This window comes from Corticicoccus populi, from assembly GCF_042686195.1.
GTDB classification, from domain to species: Bacteria; Bacillota; Bacilli; order Staphylococcales; family Salinicoccaceae; genus Corticicoccus; species Corticicoccus populi.
On sequence record NZ_JBHUOQ010000001.1, the window covers coordinates 1383342 to 1399441 of the forward strand.

16 protein-coding genes and 1 other RNA gene are annotated in these 16100 nt (G+C 37.7%); 7 read left to right on the top strand and 10 right to left on the bottom strand.

Annotation, left to right across the window (positions count from 1 at the left end):
• Nucleotides 1-29 precede the first annotated feature (29 nt).
• The 3 genes from speG to ACFSX4_RS06925 all read right to left on the bottom strand — a co-directional run bounded on the left by speG (nucleotide 30) and on the right by ACFSX4_RS06925 (nucleotide 3659).
• Nucleotides 30-539, bottom strand: coding sequence for a spermidine N1-acetyltransferase (gene speG / locus ACFSX4_RS06915; protein WP_377772902.1), 510 nt, complete (start codon nucleotides 537-539; stop codon nucleotides 30-32).
• 185 nt (nucleotides 540-724) lie between these two features.
• A complete protein-coding gene (locus ACFSX4_RS06920; RefSeq protein WP_377772904.1) occupies nucleotides 725-2050 on the bottom strand; it encodes a 6-phospho-alpha-glucosidase in 1326 nt (441 codons plus the stop codon).
• A gap of 22 nt (nucleotides 2051-2072) precedes the next feature.
• Nucleotides 2073-3659 (bottom strand): alpha-glucoside-specific PTS transporter subunit IIBC, encoded by a 1587-nt coding sequence (locus ACFSX4_RS06925; RefSeq protein ID WP_377772906.1) that lies wholly within the window; start codon nucleotides 3657-3659, stop codon nucleotides 2073-2075.
• Nucleotides 3660-3804: 145 nt separating this feature from the next.
• Between ACFSX4_RS06925 and ACFSX4_RS06930 the strand changes: the two genes are divergently transcribed.
• The 4 genes from ACFSX4_RS06930 to ACFSX4_RS06945 all read left to right on the top strand — a co-directional run bounded on the left by ACFSX4_RS06930 (nucleotide 3805) and on the right by ACFSX4_RS06945 (nucleotide 6907).
• Nucleotides 3805-4566, top strand: a complete 762-nt coding sequence (locus ACFSX4_RS06930) for a MurR/RpiR family transcriptional regulator (RefSeq protein WP_377772907.1) — start codon at nucleotides 3805-3807, stop codon at nucleotides 4564-4566.
• Nucleotides 4567-4658: 92 nt separating this feature from the next.
• Nucleotides 4659-5465 carry a ZIP family metal transporter gene (locus tag ACFSX4_RS06935; RefSeq protein WP_377773469.1) on the top strand — a complete coding sequence of 269 codons (807 nt, stop codon included), beginning with the start codon at nucleotides 4659-4661 and terminating at the stop codon, nucleotides 5463-5465.
• A 58-nt stretch (nucleotides 5466-5523) separates the two neighbouring features.
• Nucleotides 5524-6123: a nucleotidyltransferase domain-containing protein gene (locus ACFSX4_RS06940; RefSeq protein WP_377772908.1), complete on the top strand. Its 600-nt coding sequence runs from the start codon at nucleotides 5524-5526 to the stop codon at nucleotides 6121-6123.
• A 13-nt stretch (nucleotides 6124-6136) separates the two neighbouring features.
• Nucleotides 6137-6907 carry a phosphotransferase gene (locus ACFSX4_RS06945; RefSeq protein ID WP_377772910.1) on the top strand — a complete coding sequence of 257 codons (771 nt, stop codon included), beginning with the start codon at nucleotides 6137-6139 and terminating at the stop codon, nucleotides 6905-6907.
• 20 nt (nucleotides 6908-6927) lie between these two features.
• Here ACFSX4_RS06945 and ACFSX4_RS06950 read toward each other — a convergent pair whose 3' ends face one another.
• Both ACFSX4_RS06950 and ACFSX4_RS06955 read right to left on the bottom strand, forming a co-directional pair.
• The gene (locus ACFSX4_RS06950) at nucleotides 6928-7371 is read right to left on the bottom strand and encodes a GNAT family N-acetyltransferase (RefSeq protein ID WP_377772912.1); all 444 of its coding nucleotides are present in this window, start codon (nucleotides 7369-7371) and stop codon (nucleotides 6928-6930) included.
• A 181-nt stretch (nucleotides 7372-7552) separates the two neighbouring features.
• A complete protein-coding gene (locus tag ACFSX4_RS06955) occupies nucleotides 7553-8251 on the bottom strand; it encodes a phosphatase PAP2 family protein (RefSeq protein ID WP_377772914.1) in 699 nt (232 codons plus the stop codon).
• Nucleotides 8252-8547: 296 nt separating this feature from the next.
• On the opposite strand from ACFSX4_RS06955, the gene ACFSX4_RS06960 reads away from it, so the two are divergent.
• Entirely contained in the window at nucleotides 8548-8991 is a 444-nt protein-coding gene (locus ACFSX4_RS06960; RefSeq protein WP_377772916.1) for a GNAT family N-acetyltransferase, read from the top strand.
• A 133-nt stretch (nucleotides 8992-9124) separates the two neighbouring features.
• Here ACFSX4_RS06960 and ACFSX4_RS06965 read toward each other — a convergent pair whose 3' ends face one another.
• Nucleotides 9125-10867, bottom strand: a complete 1743-nt coding sequence (locus tag ACFSX4_RS06965; RefSeq protein ID WP_377772918.1) for a DUF4041 domain-containing protein — start codon at nucleotides 10865-10867, stop codon at nucleotides 9125-9127.
• 270 nt (nucleotides 10868-11137) lie between these two features.
• On the opposite strand from ACFSX4_RS06965, the gene ACFSX4_RS06970 reads away from it, so the two are divergent.
• Entirely contained in the window at nucleotides 11138-11875 is a 738-nt protein-coding gene (locus tag ACFSX4_RS06970) for a bZIP transcription factor (protein ID WP_377772920.1), read from the top strand.
• Nucleotides 11876-11947: 72 nt separating this feature from the next.
• Nucleotides 11948-12217 (top strand): hypothetical protein, encoded by a 270-nt coding sequence (locus tag ACFSX4_RS06975; RefSeq protein ID WP_377772922.1) that lies wholly within the window; start codon nucleotides 11948-11950, stop codon nucleotides 12215-12217.
• A 56-nt stretch (nucleotides 12218-12273) separates the two neighbouring features.
• Here ACFSX4_RS06975 and ACFSX4_RS06980 read toward each other — a convergent pair whose 3' ends face one another.
• The 4 genes from ACFSX4_RS06980 to rnr all read right to left on the bottom strand — a co-directional run bounded on the left by ACFSX4_RS06980 (nucleotide 12274) and on the right by rnr (nucleotide 16085).
• Entirely contained in the window at nucleotides 12274-12567 is a 294-nt protein-coding gene (locus ACFSX4_RS06980) for a hypothetical protein (protein ID WP_377772924.1), read from the bottom strand.
• Between the two features lie 271 nt (nucleotides 12568-12838).
• Nucleotides 12839-13203, bottom strand: a transfer-messenger RNA (tmRNA) gene (gene ssrA, locus ACFSX4_RS06985).
• A gap of 104 nt (nucleotides 13204-13307) precedes the next feature.
• Nucleotides 13308-13772 (bottom strand): SsrA-binding protein SmpB, encoded by a 465-nt coding sequence (gene smpB, locus ACFSX4_RS06990; protein ID WP_377772926.1) that lies wholly within the window; start codon nucleotides 13770-13772, stop codon nucleotides 13308-13310.
• Nucleotides 13773-13778: 6 nt separating this feature from the next.
• Nucleotides 13779-16085 (bottom strand): ribonuclease R, encoded by a 2307-nt coding sequence (rnr, locus tag ACFSX4_RS06995; RefSeq protein ID WP_377772928.1) that lies wholly within the window; start codon nucleotides 16083-16085, stop codon nucleotides 13779-13781.
• Between the last annotated feature and the right edge of the window lie 15 nt (nucleotides 16086-16100).

Sequence of the window (16100 nt, forward strand, 5' to 3'; positions counted from 1 at the left end):
GAATATAATACTTTAAAGGCTGATGGCATTTAACCATCAGCCTTTTTGAGCCATTCCCGCTTCAACAATCCCATAAAATAGGCATTTTTATATTCACCATTAGTATAGAAATGTTCACGCAGCTCTCCTTCAATGACAAACCCTGCTTTTTCATAAATGTGTACCGCTTTTTTATTATCAGCATCTACATAAAGAAATACTTTGTGCAGATTTAAAGTTTCAAAGGCATACGTCACACCTTTTTTAAATGCCTCTTTTGCATATCCTCTGCCGCCGAATTCCGGTGCGATAATAATTTGTATCTCGCACTGCCTGTGAATATAATTAATTTCAACCAGCTCAACAATTCCCACAACCGTGCCCGCATCTTCAACAACAAAACGCCGTTCGGAATCGCTCAATATATGCTTTTCATACAACCGTTTCAACTCACCGAATGATTCATATGGTTCTTCAAACCAATACGACATAATTGAATAATCATTATTTAACTTATGGATAAATACAAGATCCTGTTCTTCGAGTGCCCTGATTTTCATAACTGCCTCCGTTTAACTGTTTCTATTTGAAATCAAAGTATTTCATTTTAATATTCAAATTCATTATATCAAATAAAATTCTTATTTCAGATGTTTTCACTTTCCCATAATAATGATTGCTTAGACACTCCTGATAAGGATAAACGCCCTTAGAGCATAATACACTCTAAGGGCGTTTGCTTAATTTATTTCAGTACCGGCCAGTAGGCTTTGTTCGCTTCGATTAAATCGTCCAGAATGTCTTTGGCAACTTTTGCACTCGGTACTGTTTTTGATAATGTCAGTGCCTGCCATAATTTCTGATATGATTTTTCTTCAAATGCTTCAACAACAAGTTTTTCCACACCGACCTGCTGTTCCATCAGACTCTTCTGGAACCTCGGTATTTCACCGACAACCAGTTTTTCAGGTCCTTTACTGCCGACAAGACATGGTACTTCAACCATTGCCGTCGGATCAAAGTTAACGATGGCACCGTTATTTTCAACAATCATCAGCATACGTTCTTTAGTGTTGAAGGCGATGGCTTTCGCGAGATCAACAATATATGATGCATGATCATCTGTTTCAAGTTTTGTATCTTCAGCAGTTCCTTTTTCAACAATAGACTGACACTCACCAAAGACAAACTTCTCACGGCCGTCCATTACTTCATTTGCACGTGTATATTCTTTATTGGCATGAGCCACTTCGTAGTCCGGGTACAGATAATATTTTAAATACGTGTTCGGAACCGTCTCAGGGTCAAGATGCTGGACATCTTTAGCTTTTTTAAATGTACTGTTCCAGCTTGCCTCTTCACCCGGAAGGTCATCACCGCCCATTGTATAGCCGTACCGGCTGACATGCTGAGTGACTTTATCGAGAATGCTGTTCCCGTTCTTATCACGGATATCTGTCCACCAGCCGAAATGATTCAAGCCGTAATAGTCCACTTCAAAATCTTTACGTGATTCAAGGCCCTGAGTCTTCGCAATAATTTCTTCAATCCCGATCGGCATATCGCAGATATTCAAAATGTTTGCATCCGGACGCAGCTTACGTGTTGCCTCAGCGACAATCGCTGCCGGATTTGAATAGTTTAACATCCAGGCATCCGGTGAATACTTCTCCATATAGTCGACCAGCTCAAGAACACCCGGGATTGAGCGCATTCCATATGCAATACCACCCGGTCCGCATGTCTCCTGACCAACCACACCGTGCTTCAATGGAATTTTCTCATCCTGCTCACGCATAGCATATTTACCGACACGAATATGCGCCATCACAAAATCAACATCAGTAAATGCCTCTTTTGGATCAGTGGTTGCAATGAGCTTAATTTCCGGTGCACGTTCTTTTAATAAAATTTCACATGCATCTGCAATCGTCTTCTGTCTTTCCCCGTCATTATCATAAAATTTAATTGTATCAATCGGGAATTCCTTCTGATAATCCAGCAGCATTAAAATAATTCCTGGTGTAAATGTGCTTCCGCCTCCGGAAATATTGATGTTAAACTTTTTCATAATAAAATCCTCCAGTTATATTTTATAATTTACTTTCAAAATATTCTCTGACCTGCGGTACGCTTAATCCGACAATCACCTGCATACTCTTACCGCTCTTTGCGATTCCGTGTGCCATTTGATTGTGTGTAAAATATGATGCATCCTCTACAAGTTCCGGATCATTAACTGTCACGCGCAGCCTTGTTGCACAGTTTGTGACGTCCTTAATATTTTCCTTACCGCCGAGACCTCTCAAATAGTACACAGCTTTTTCCTCAAATTCTGACTCAAAAGACTCTTCTTCAGTCGTATCTTCAGATGTATTTCCTGCTTTCGCAGCCTTGTAATCCGCCTTTGTATACAATTTATCCGAAGTACCGCTCTTTCTGCCTGGAAGCGGAATATCAAATTTGATAATGAGCCACCTGAACAGCACAAAGTAAATTGCCGAGAATATTAAACCGATAATAATTTCAGCGACATAGACCCCGCTGTGATTTCCAAATAAAGGAATCCAGTTTAAGGAGGCTGTTTCTATCAATCCTCCGCCCATCATTCCGACAACACCGAACATATTCATCACTGTGACCATTGTTGCCCCGAGTAATGCGTGCAGTGCAAACAAATATGGCGCGATAAACAGGAATGTAAATTCAAGCGGTTCAGTAATTCCTGCAAAAATAGCTGTTAATGTTACAGGCAGTACAAGTGCGAGTACTTTCTTTCTATTTTCTTTAGGCGTTGCATAGTACATCGCAAGTGCAATCCCAAGACTGCCGAACATCTTAATGTTTCCATGCAGAAGGAAACCGTAAGGATAAAGTTCATTGAGCGGCTCCGTTGAACCTGAGAACTCTGTTAAGTTCGAAATCCAGTGTACCCTGAGTCCTTCACTTACTGCTGCAGGACCGAACTCAAATGGAATATTCACAAAGTGATGCAGCCCTGTCGGTATTAATATACGTTCAAGGAAATGATACAGCCAGACACCAAAGTAGCCTGCACTTGTCATAATTCCTTGAAGAGATCCTATCGCCTGCTGAACATACGGCCATATAAATGCCACTAAAAACGCAATCGGAATCATTAAGAAAAATCCAATGATGACAACAAACGAAAGTCCCTGGAATATTCCGAGCATCTCAGGCAGTTTCGTACTATAGAATCGGTTGTGTATCCAGACAACAATACTTGAAATCACAATTGCCCCGATGACATTGGTATCAAGCGTCGCAATTCCTGCGATTTCCTTCACACCTGTTAAATTTTCCACACCTTGCGATAAATCAACACCGAATGCATCCGGCCACAAGGTTAAAATCGCATTGATATAGTTATTAAAAACCAGATAAATGACCATTGCCGCAAGCGTTGCATGTGCAGCTGCTTTTTTCGCCAGTGAAATCGGCAGACCAACAACGAACAACAGCTCCATATGGTCAAAAATTGTCCAGCCACCGCTTTCAATCAGCGTCCATATACTGCTCCACATCGTCCCCTCAGCAGCAATACTTCCCATGATTACTTCATTATTAAACAATGTTGCGAGTCCAAGTATGATTCCGAAAAATGCAAACAGCAGCACTGGAACAATCATTGCACTCCCAAATCTTTTAATAGCATCCATCAGCAATCCCCCTTTAAATGTTTGTATATCCAACATACAGTAAGCGCTTGCATGATGTAAGGTGTTTGACGGATTTAGAAATGAGATAGTAAACTTGGGTTATATTTTCATAAGACGGAAATATTTTCATAAGGAGAGAATGTTCATGATATTAGATAAGCTCGTCAACCAATACTACAAGGAATTAAGTGAAAATGACCTTCATATTATAAAAATGATACATACACATATCAGTGACATGAAGAAAATGAAAATACAGGAGCTCGCTTCCCTGTCACACACTTCTGTTTCTTCTATCCATAGATTATGCAGAAAATTAGGATTTGACGGCTACAGCGAATTAAAAGCCTATATCAAGATTAATAAGGAGAACAATGACAATGTTCAGGATTTAATGGAGATCTTAAACCGTGATATCCAGCAGACATTCAACCATTTAAAACATCTCGATTTTGACAATCTCAATCAATTAATTGACCAGGCACCCTATATTTACATATACGGGACCGGCGCCGCCCAGGTTGAAGTCGCAAGTGATGTACAGCGCTTATTTCTCGCAATTTATAAAAAATCAATGCTTTTAAAAAATGAACTCGAGCTCGAGCGTGCCATCGAACAGATACATGATAATGAGCTGCTTATCATTATTTCTTTATCAGGTGAAACCAGAAATTTTGAAGAGATGATTCGTTTAATTAAAACGCGAAATGTAAAATATATCAGTGTGACCACATTACGTGACAATGTTCTCGCACAGCATGCCATGTTTAATTTATATGTCAACACGACGCCCTTCACATTATATAACGGCGTCGAAAATTCAAGTTTTCTTCCCTATCATATGGTTTTCGACGTCATCATCCGAAAATACAGCTTATGGAAAGAAGAGATTAAAGCATTAGAATGATTTTTTGAATAAAACCCCATTGAATGATAATTCTTCACTTCACTAACCTTAAGGCGTATAATCCCTGATATAACATCTGTGAAAGGAACATACTGATGGAATATTTCTTACAACTTGAGCCCTGGCAGCAGGCACTGGCCGCAACTATTATTACGTGGACGACAACAGGCCTTGGTGCTGCTTTTGTATTTTTAACAAAAGAAGTGAATGAACGATTTTTAAATACAATGCTCGGCTTTGCAGGCGGTGTAATGATTGCAGCGAGTTTCTGGTCGCTGTTGTCCCCTGCCATTGAAGCAAGTGCCGATCATCCTGTCGGTGAATGGTTCCCGCCGGCAGTGGGTTTTCTACTCGGTGCACTTTTTATTTATGGATTTGATAAATTAATTCCGCATGCCCACAGAAACTCAAAGAGAAGTGAAGGATGGAATCCGGACCGCCATAGACGCAGCACTCTGTTGGTCTTTTCATTAACCCTTCATAACATTCCGGAAGGACTCGCAGTCGGTATTGCCTTCGGTGCTGCCGTTCACGGAGATGCAGTAATTGCTGCCAGTGCAGCAACACTGGCGCTTGGTATTGCCATTCAAAATATCCCGGAAGGTACAGCCGTCTCCATGCCGCTACGCGGTGATGGAATGTCCCGGACCAAAAGCTTCTTCTGGGGATGGATGTCCGGAATTGTGGAACCTATCGCTGCAGTGGTGGGTGTCTTGACTGTTGCATATATGGAACCCGTTCTGCCTTATGCCCTCAGCCTTGCAGCAGGTGCGATGATATTTGTTGTCGTTGAAGAAGTCATCCCAAGCACTCAGAAAAACGGCCATTCGGATATCGCTGTTTTCAGCTTGATGTTTGGTTTTGTATTAATGATGATTCTGGACGTCGCACTCGGTTAACATATAAAGCCTCCTTTTTTAATGAAGGAGGCTTATTTTATAAAAAGGTGTGATAAATATGAGAACAGATTTCGATTACTGGCAGACGTATCCGCTTGAAACAATCATATCTTTATTTGACACTCTTGATATTCAATGGGGTATCGGCGGCGGTGTCGCACTTGATTTATACTATGGCTTCAAGACAAGGAATCATGAAGATATTGATATCATTATTTTCGTAAAAGATGCAGCTGAAGTGATACATCTTTTACAGGATTTCAGCTTATTTAAAGCAGAAAACGGTATCCTCACTCCGTACACATACGAGGATAAAATGGATGATTCATTCAGCATCTGGGTCAGCGAGGAAGAAGATTCTCCTTTTGTCTTTGAAATACTGCTCATTAGTACCCGGGAGGACTTTTGGATTTACAAAAGGAATTCTGACATTAGAGGATCGACTGATGAATTGTTTTTATTGAATGAATCAAATATTCCTTATATTAAGCCTGAAATTCAATTGCTTTATAAAATGGACGGTTCCCATATACGGGATAAGGATATTATTGATTTTGAAAAATTTGTCCCGCTTCTTGGCGCGGACGAAAAAATATGGCTCAAAAAACAGCTGACGGTGCAGGGAAATACGTATATGGAGCATAAATTACTGAAATGAGGTAAACGATGAGATGGACACCTTACCCAAACAATTTATAGAAAATCATATTGGAACTGTCATGGATATTGTGCTTTTAGAACAACAGGGCTGCACTTCAACAGTATATAAAATATCCGCTTTACACGGCACTTACATTTTAAAAAGTGCTGAGCCTGAAATTTTTCGTGAGTTGCTGGAAAATGAAGCGGAGGTCTTGAAGAAATTAAATGAACAGACGGATATTCCCGTTCCACGGTTTCACGGCTTTACGCGGACCGATAGTAAAAGCCATCTGCTGATGTCTTATGAAGAAGGTGTGACTCTGACCGAGGCATTGGCAGAGGCAGATTCACAAGGTGTCAAAAACGACTTAATCGAAAGCTTCAGCACACTGCTTCACCGGCTTCATACCGCTGATACCAGTATTCTTAAAATATCTTCCCGGGGAAAATGGCTTGATATCCAATTGAAAAAAGCCGCAGAGTATCTGCAGGCTGGTAACACTGACGGGAATCAGGATTTATTAGATGACCTGAGGAATAAAAAACCGCATGACATTAAAAGTACAGTAATCCACGGTGACTGCACTACTGATAATGTGCTTGTTAAAAATAATCAGGTCTATTTGTTTATCGACGCCGGCGGTATGACATACGGTGATCCAAGATATGATATCGCGCTTGCTGTCAGTGAATTTTTGAATCATCAAGACGAACTGTCGTCATTTTACAGAGGCTATCAGCGTTATAAAATTGATGCGTCTGAATTTAAATACTTTGACAGCCTGTATGAGTTTTTCTGAATAAATACAGAATCACACTCTTACAGGCTTAACGTCATAATATACTGCTGCTTTTTAAATCCATGCTTTTCATAGTAATCCACTGTCGGGCTACCGTACACCACTTTTACATCCACACGCTTCACACCGTATTCTTTAAATATCGTCATCGCTGCCCCGGTCAGCTCATCTCCAATCCCTTCGCCTCTGTACTGATCATCAACAAACAGATAGCTGATTGCTCCGGATGTTTTATTAATATCCGCTTTAATGAAACCCTGAGTCACACCGCCCTCTTCAGCAGTAAAAATCACTGCTCTGCCGTTTTCGACATCCTCTTCAAACATCTCTATTGTCTGAGCCGGACTATCCATCGGGTACATGCCGTTGAAATGTTCTGAGACACTGTTATGATATTCTGCGAGCGCTTCAATATATTGCCAGAGTTCCTTGATTTCATTTTTAGTCATTTTCTTTATTACCATTTTCTCACCCCCGATACCTTTGTCGTGTATAAAAAGGCCTTTAACCGATTAAGTTAAAGACCTGCTGAACAGCTGACAATTTAATCTCATTGTTACTATACCCTGAAATAAGAAAAAGTGATCAACTATTTTCATTTCATACGTATTTTATTCTGCTTCCACAGAAGTAACGAATCACATTTTATATCCTGCCGCGCTTAAATATATATTTCTTAAACCATAATGATGACTTATCGTAAATATACATCGCTGTCAGAACGTAGAATAATGCGAAAAATGCACCGCCTAATACATCTGTTAAATAATGCGCACCAAAATATAATCTGGAATATAAAACAGCCATCCATATGAGAACAGTGATTGTATACGCCGCGTATTTCAAAAACTGATGTTTAATATGCGGAATCAGTACCAGTATGATGATTAAAAATAATAAAGCACTGGCAATAGAGTGACCGCTTGGGTATGAAAATCCATCGTCGACAGCAAGGTGTCCGGAGGGACGGCTTCTCTCAATCGTATTTTTCAATAGTACACCAATCAGACCGCCGGTTGAGACAACAGCAAGCACCCAGAAGGACAATAATGTATACCTTTTAATCATCAGGACCGCTGCAAGTATAATCGTGATGACAACAATCGACATCGACTCACCCAGCAGTGTAAAAAATGACATCATATCATTAAAAAAACCACCGTCAAAATCAAGTCCCGGCGTCCCGTAAACACTGCGGAACTGATCATTAATATCCCCTTCCATGTTTTCAAGGGGAACACTGAACGACTGAACTGTAAAAGTAATCAGCCCGAATACAACCAGTGATATAAACAACACCACAATATGACTTTTCTTAATATTAATCACACTATTTTCTCTCATAAATCTGCCACCTAAATTGCTAAAAATTAATTCAGTATCACGTAGATTTTAAACTCTAATACAGTAAAAATCCACCCTGAAAAAGAACCTTCAACCATCATAACTTAAAATAATAAAAATTAAATTACTGAAGCCTTAAAATTTGATGAGGAATTTTTATGAGGGTTAAATATTTATAAAATAATAGGGTAGAAATACTTAATGATGGAGAAAAGTAGATTAAATACAGGATGTATTTTGCAAATAGTATAAAACACTTTATGATGGATTTAATATAATTTTCAGAGGAGGACAATATGAAAAAAATAAATATATCAAAATCTAGAGAAGAAAATAACGAGTTCTCCAATTTTTTAAAAACTCAAATCAGATCTTTTAATGATTATCACTCTATCCATCACAAACAATCAAGAGATAAAAAATCTATTGCGTATTTAAGTTATATAGTTAAAGATTCACAAGAACATTGGTTAGGTGGATTAGCTGGTGCAGTTTACTGGAACTGGTTTGAAATTGAAGATTTCTGGTTGAATGAAAATATTAGAGGACAGGGATTGGGTAAGAGAATATTACAAAATGCTGAGAAAGATGCAAAAGAAATAGGCGCAACTAAAGTATTACTTACTACCTTTGATTTTCAAGGAAAATTATTTTATGAAGCACATCATTATAAAATTGTTGGTGAAGTAAGTGATTATCCACCTGGTAAATCATATTACACAATGGTTAAACATCTATAATCTACATTAAAACATAAATATACCACCCGCGATATTCGGGTGGTATAAGTTTATAGTTAAATTAATTCAACATTTATATACACAATTTTAAAACCTTTTGGATGATAAAAGAATACGTTTAATTTTTAAAAATCTAGACAACCAGCTGCATGGACTCCCTATACTGAAAAGCCACTGGCACTTTAACAAACTCTACCGTATCATTATGATTCTTTGTCACTACTTCTTCTATCTCTTCAATAGAGACCTTAAAAAACTCCTTACGATGATTCATCTTATTCACTTCTCTACTTCTAAAATGTTGATGGAGCGTACTCTCTAATTTCGGAGCATCATCACTGAAAATCATTGCATGTACATCAAATTCAAATGGCACAGATGCATCCCCCAATTCTTTCACTCTATCCATAGGCTCCAATCTGCGTGTCACTCCAATTTTATAAATGTCTTCTCCAAATGAACCGATATTGGAAATAATATATACATAACCCGCTCTTGTATTTGCAGCCCTATTCTCAACATCTTTCTTATCTTCTTCTAAATGTTTTAATTTTCCTTCAAGCTCTTTTATTTTTTCTAAGTACAGTTCTTTTTCAATATCTACATTAGATTTATTTAAATACTTCATAAGCTTAGTTATTTCTCTATTAAAGTGTTTTTCTTCTTTTTCAATAATTTTCATCTCTTTATCTATTTCTCTTTGGACCTTTTGCTCTTCCAGTAATTGTTCTCTTGCTGCTTTCTGTAATTCTTTTTCTTCTTGTACTTTCACTGCATATTTATATACAAGATTTAATCTTTTTAATTTTAACTTAAGAAGACTCATGGATAACTGTACACTATCCACTTTATAAATTCTATTAAGTGTCTCGAAAGCTCTAACTACTCTATTTTTGTATGTATCAAGATTATTCGCAGTTACATTAGAAAGATAATAATCACATTCTGTATTAAATGAACGAATGATTTGTTTCTTTTGGTCATTGATTTCTTTTTTACTCATTTCATGATTGCGTTCAATAATAACAGCACCGTCATTTAAAAGTTCCTTTTCTTGTAAAGTTAATAATGAAAGCTCATCTTTAATTTTAACAGAAGTTATATGATCAGTATTTTCTACCATCACATCTTTAAATTCTAATTTCAAATTAGCATCTAATAGATTATTATTAATTTCTTGAAGTTCTTTTTCTTTATTCTTTATCGAGTCTTTAATCTTCTCTACATATTGTTCATATTCATCCTTCGTTTTAGATAATTCTCTCATTTTTTCTTCTTCATAATTATTTAGTCTAGCTGTTAATCTATCATTTTCAGTTATTAATAATTGTTTTTTATCAACTAATCTATTGATTGATTCTTTGACATCATGTAATCTCTCGAAATTAGCTAAATATTTTTTATCAATAGTCCTTGTCTGTATTAAGATATAGATGACTAAGCATAATGAGATAAACACAAATAAGGGATGAAAAGCATTCAATAACAGTAATCCTGCTAAAGACCAAATCAGCGATTGTTTAGTAAGATTACTCTTTTTCTTACTGGTAGTAATTATTTTTATACTTTCTTTATCTAATATACTTTCGAATTTTTGACATTCTTTTGAATTGCTTATTGATACAGAGTCTAAATCATCAATAAGATATTTAGTGGTTGATAACGATTTAAATTTTTTAACCTCTATAACATTCATTAAACTGAATTCATTTACAATCCGATAACTATAACTCTCTTCTTTCTTTTTCTTGATAACATTATAGATTATTACATTTAACTTCGAATCAATTATTAAAAAATCTGATTTAGATAATTGAATTAGAGTGTTCCCTTCATGCAACAGTTTATTAATAACAAAAACTTTCTCATCGACCATCGTAATCCCCCTTTGTTTATTAATTAAATTATACAACTACTTTACAAATTTTGTTATAAATATTTTAATTTCCTAACTTTAAAGTAACATACCAATAGACAAAACAAATTTATACCATTCATAGTTATAAATCACATCCCCTTAATATAAATAATGTAAATTAGAATAATTTGTATATAATGAAACTTAAAACTAATATTCCGTAATTGTTAACTATTACCATTACTGATATATTTAATAAGCATTTATTACCTTTGGGAGGAATTACATATGAGATTAAAGAAATATATTTTAACAGCTGGCTTCTCATCTCTTCTTCTACTGTCTGCCTGCAGCGGTAATGAAGAAAATTCTGCTGATTCATCTGAAGAAGCGGATAATCGTATAAATGAATTACAAGATGACCTGGCAGCAGCAGAAAGTGAAAATGAACAGCTGCAGGAAGAGATTTCTCAGCTCGAAGAACAACTTGAAGCTCAGGAAATCAACCAAACTGAAAATGATGATTCGGAGTCAACGAACGAGACGTCTGATATTCAAGCAGGGAGCAGAAGTGAACCTCTTGCTTTAGGTGAAACTGGTACAATCGAAATCAGAACATATGCAGATGATGAAGACATGACTGAAATCACCGGTCTTGCAGAAATTACTGTTGATAACGTGATTCGTGGAGATGAAGCCGTGTCAATATTAACAGGAGAATATTCAGAACCTGAAGAACCAGCAGAGGGGATGGAATGGGTTGTATTCGATGCACAGTTCATTTTGACTGAGCTGTCTGATGATGATGAAGTCATTAGCTTCTCAGATGATTTTGAAATTGTGACTGAAGATGGTTCAACAGTTGAAAAAGTATATACTTCATTCGATGATGACTTCTTCATTCAAGATGTATACTCTGGAGGATCTGCTGAAGGTAAAATAGCAGTACAGGCACCTGCAGGTGAATCATTTATTATCAAGTATGATGATTATATGGGTGCAAAGGCATTTTATCAGGTAGATTAAAATACCTTTACCCGTTATTTTGATGAACTCTTTTACAGCTTTACATAGGAAGTTCATTAGAAAAATTACTCAATGATTAAAAAGAAATCCCGGAACCTCGATAATATCAAGGTTCTGGGATTTTTATATGAAGACGGCGGGAGTTATACTCTCCTGTTATTAATGATTTACGAATGTTATCAGAATCTTACAATCCAAGGATTTAAGCAACCCTATTACTCTATGCATGTAGATGTGACAGAAGAACCAGTTGAAATTGAGGGTGTAGAAGTCACAATTGATAATGCATACTTCACGGATGAAAGTGCTGAATTTGCTGAAGTAGATGCGGTGAAAAAGTAATATTCAATGTTACACCACAGTAATGAAAAAATCATACTATATAACTGTCATGAGCTTTAAGAATATGGTAGAGTATCGTATTCCTTTACATCGTCCAAATACATTTTAATCCTTTTAGTTAAATCTTCTTGAGACGAAGCTGTTATGTCTTTATCGATCCACTGATTATTTTCAAATATACTAATTTTAAATTCAGTTTTATGAAAATTAATTCCCACAAACATATCATTAATATCATGTTGCAGCATAACATTAAGGTACTCACCTTCTACAATTCTTTCATAAGAAATCTGCATATTATTTTCCTTTGCGAACTTCTCCATGCTGTTAATATTCATATATATTTCCATATTTATCTCCTCATTCGTCTATACTCAAACTTGTTTATAATATAAGATAATCCGTATCTCTTAAATTGTAAAGTATTTATACACAATTTAATAAAATATATCATCTTTTGGGACAAGTAATGACGTAAGGTTATATATAATAACTATCCGATTCGTTGGATAAATAAAATCATATCCAACGCAACTCTTACCAGCCTCCCATACATTAAAAATACTATGTTAAAAAAAGAAACCCCGGAAACCTCAATACATCAAGGTTTCCGGGGTTTTTATATGGAGACGGCGGGAGTTGAACCCGCGTCCAGAGACTTTGATACGTCCCTTTCTACGTGCGTAGTCCGAGTTTTCAGTTTCGCATGACTGATGGTACTGAACTAACCTCATATCATGCTAGTCTTATTTAGCTCTTCTGTTAATTCTTAAGACTGCAGATTTAACAGTGTATCCTGCTTAGGGTTGGATCATCGTCATGGGCCACAGGAGAGCTCATGGGATGATGCAGGCGCCTATTAGGCAGCTACTGCGAAATTGTTTTGTTTGCCAGTTATTATAAACTGAGTATCGTTGATGACGAAGTCGAAACCTCCGGCACGCTTAAAACGCTCAAACAGCCCCTGTCGAATCCGGAACGTCCCCGGATTTAAAAGGCCGGCATATTTGCCGATTAGTCATTATAATAACAAATTAAAACAGTATTTTCAAGTATGAAGCAGACGGGTTCAACTCCCGCCGTTTCCATACTAGTACTGCTGATTCTTCATCGCACGATCCGCTTCACGTTTCATCTGCTTGCGTTTCAACGTTTCACGTTTATCATACTTTTTCTTACCTTTCGCCATACCGAGAAGAACTTTACACATCCCGTTTTTAATATACAGCTTTAATGGTATCAATGCGTTGCCGGTCTCCTGTATATAGCCGGTCAACTTATCAATTTCTTTCCTGTGCAATAAAAGCTTCCGCGTTCTGAGGGGATCATGGTTGAAACGGTTCCCCTCTTCATACGGTGCAATATGCATATTATAAACATACATTTCTCCACGGTAGACACGGGCATAGGAATCTTTCAGATTCGCTGATCCTCGTCTGATGGACTTTATTTCTGTTCCGCTTAAGACGATGCCCGCTTCAATAGTATCTTCGATTGTATAATCATGGCTTGCTTTACGATTCTGTGCAAGCGGCTTATTATGATTTTTCTTCATATCGTCCTACTTCTTTCCTTTGCGTTTTTTTGCCACTGATTTATAAAAAGGCTTCTTGTTCTTCTTTCCTTTACTGTCCTGTTTCTTATGCTTCTTATCTATATCCTTATCTTTTTTCTTTGTCTTCTGCCCTGCCTTGATTTCAACAGGTCTTGAGCGCCGTTCGCGTCTCACACGTTCAGGCATACCGACAACTTGAAAATCGATTAGTCTTTCCTCGATATTTACATCTGTAACAGTCACTTCTACAGGGTCGCCGATTCTAAACACTTTCCCTGTACGTTCACCGATTAATGCCATGTGTCTTTCATGATACTGATAATGGTCATCTGTCATATTCGACACATGCACAAGTCCTTCAATCGTATTCGGAAGTTCTACAAACATACCGAAGTTCATCACACCTGAAATGACACCTTCAAATGTCTCACCAACATATTTCTGCATGTACTGTGCTTTTTTCAAGTCATCAGTATCACGCTCTGCATCCTGTGCACGACGTTCTCTGCCGGAAGTATGTTCAGCCATCTCAGGCAGTACCTTCTCAATTTTATCGAGAGTCTTCTGATCCGTTTTACCTTCAATTAAGTACTTACGGATTAAACGGTGGACAATTAAATCCGGATAACGTCTGATCGGCGATGTGAAATGCGTATAAAATTCCGTTGATAATCCGAAATGTCCGAGACTTTCATCGGCATAACGCGCCTGCTGCATTGAACGGAGCATCAGTGTGGAAATCACCATCTCTTCCGGACGACCTTCCACTTCCTCAATAATATCCTGCAGCGCACGGGGATGAATATCATTACCCTTGCCTTTTACGACAATACCAAAGTTAGTGATAAAGTCAAAGAATTTTCTCAGCTTTTCTTCTTTCGGATCTTCGTGTACACGGTATAAAAACGGTACATCCATCCAGTGGAAATTTTCTGCGACTGTTTCATTTGCCGCGAGCATGAATTCTTCAATTAACTTCTCACCTGTGCCTCTTGTACGAAGAACCACTTCTTCCGGTGAACCGTCGGGACCGACGAGTACTTTTGCTTCATTAAAGTCAAAATCAATCGCTCCGCGTCTTTCACGCTTTGTCCGTAAGATTTCAGCAAGTTTCACAGCATCCTGAATCATCGGATAAACATCTGAATATTCTTCTATCAGTGCCTGCTCCTCATCTTCAACCATTTTGTTGACCGCATCATATGTCATTCTCCGGTCTGAGTGAATCACACTCTGGAAAATATTATGGCTCACAACAGAACCATTTTGATCAATTTCCATCTGACAGCTCATCGTCAGACGGTCCACGTGCGGATTCAACGAACAGATACCGTTTGATAATCTGTGCGGAATCATTGGTATGACACGGTCTACAAGATACACACTTGTAGCACGTTCATAAGCTTCCTGATCCATTGCGGAATTTTCTTCAATGTAATAGCTGACATCTGCGATACTGACTGTCAGCATATAATTACCGTTTTTAAGACGCTTCACCGCAACCGCATCATCCAGATCCTTCGCATCAGCACCGTCAATTGTGATTGTAAGTTCATCACGAAGGTCTTTCCGTTCCTTTATTTCAGCCGGTTCTATTTCATCAGGCACTTTTTCAGCCTGGTCAAGCACTTCCTGCGGAAAATCGATATTGATGCCGTGCTGATGAATAATCGACAGAATATCCACACCCGGATCATTTTTATGTCCGAGGATTTGAATGACATGTCCTTCAGGACTTTCTCCGCCGGCACCGTCCGGGAATTTTGTGATTTCAACCAGGACTTTATGACCGCTGACTGCACCTAAATTCTGCTTTTTCGGAATAAAAATATCACTTGTCATTTTTTTAGAATCCGGTAATACAAAACCGTATCCGCCGTTGTCTATATACTCTCCGACAATACGCGTGACACCGCGTGTCAGAATGCTCGTAATTGAGCCCTCCTGATTGTCGCCTTTAGTTTCATTCAGTACTTCTGCAAGTACTGTATCTCCCTCATACGCGCCGTTAATTTCTGTAGGCGGTATAAAAATGTCTTCAAGCTCGGAATTTTCAGGACGCAGGAAACCGAATCCACGCTTATGCATAGATAATGTCCCTTTAACCAGATTGGATTCCGATACTTTCATATACTTGTCTTTTTTTGTCCGGTAAACAATACCTGAATCTTCAAGAGACACCATCACTTTCACCATTTCCTTAAAATCGTCGGAATTATGGGAATCTGTGGCTTCTTTAAACTCATTTATTGTCATCGGTTTATAATCATCTTCATTGATAATCTCTAATATACGTTCCCTCAAACTACTCATGGGAATTCCTCCTGT

Coding starts and splice junctions, on each gene's coding strand:
- ACFSX4_RS06975 (WP_377772922.1), top strand. CDS start 11,948: ATGATTAAAAAGAAATCCCGGAACCTCGATAATATCAAGGTTCTGGGA.
- ACFSX4_RS06925 (WP_377772906.1), bottom strand. CDS start 3,659: ATGGATGCTATTAAAAGATTTGGGAGTGCAATGATTGTTCCAGTGCTG.
- ACFSX4_RS06965 (WP_377772918.1), bottom strand. CDS start 10,867: ATGGTCGATGAGAAAGTTTTTGTTATTAATAAACTGTTGCATGAAGGG.
- ACFSX4_RS06960 (WP_377772916.1), top strand. CDS start 8,548: ATGAAAAAAATAAATATATCAAAATCTAGAGAAGAAAATAACGAGTTC.
- ACFSX4_RS06980 (WP_377772924.1), bottom strand. CDS start 12,567: ATGGAAATATATATGAATATTAACAGCATGGAGAAGTTCGCAAAGGAA.
- ACFSX4_RS06950 (WP_377772912.1), bottom strand. CDS start 7,371: ATGGTAATAAAGAAAATGACTAAAAATGAAATCAAGGAACTCTGGCAA.
- speG (WP_377772902.1), bottom strand. CDS start 539: ATGAAAATCAGGGCACTCGAAGAACAGGATCTTGTATTTATCCATAAG.
- ACFSX4_RS06945 (WP_377772910.1), top strand. CDS start 6,137: ATGGACACCTTACCCAAACAATTTATAGAAAATCATATTGGAACTGTC.
- ACFSX4_RS06970 (WP_377772920.1), top strand. CDS start 11,138: ATGAGATTAAAGAAATATATTTTAACAGCTGGCTTCTCATCTCTTCTT.
- ACFSX4_RS06940 (WP_377772908.1), top strand. CDS start 5,524: ATGAGAACAGATTTCGATTACTGGCAGACGTATCCGCTTGAAACAATC.
- ACFSX4_RS06930 (WP_377772907.1), top strand. CDS start 3,805: ATGATATTAGATAAGCTCGTCAACCAATACTACAAGGAATTAAGTGAA.
- ACFSX4_RS06920 (WP_377772904.1), bottom strand. CDS start 2,050: ATGAAAAAGTTTAACATCAATATTTCCGGAGGCGGAAGCACATTTACA.
- rnr (WP_377772928.1), bottom strand. CDS start 16,085: ATGAGTAGTTTGAGGGAACGTATATTAGAGATTATCAATGAAGATGAT.
- ACFSX4_RS06955 (WP_377772914.1), bottom strand. CDS start 8,251: ATGAGAGAAAATAGTGTGATTAATATTAAGAAAAGTCATATTGTGGTG.
- smpB (WP_377772926.1), bottom strand. CDS start 13,772: ATGAAGAAAAATCATAATAAGCCGCTTGCACAGAATCGTAAAGCAAGC.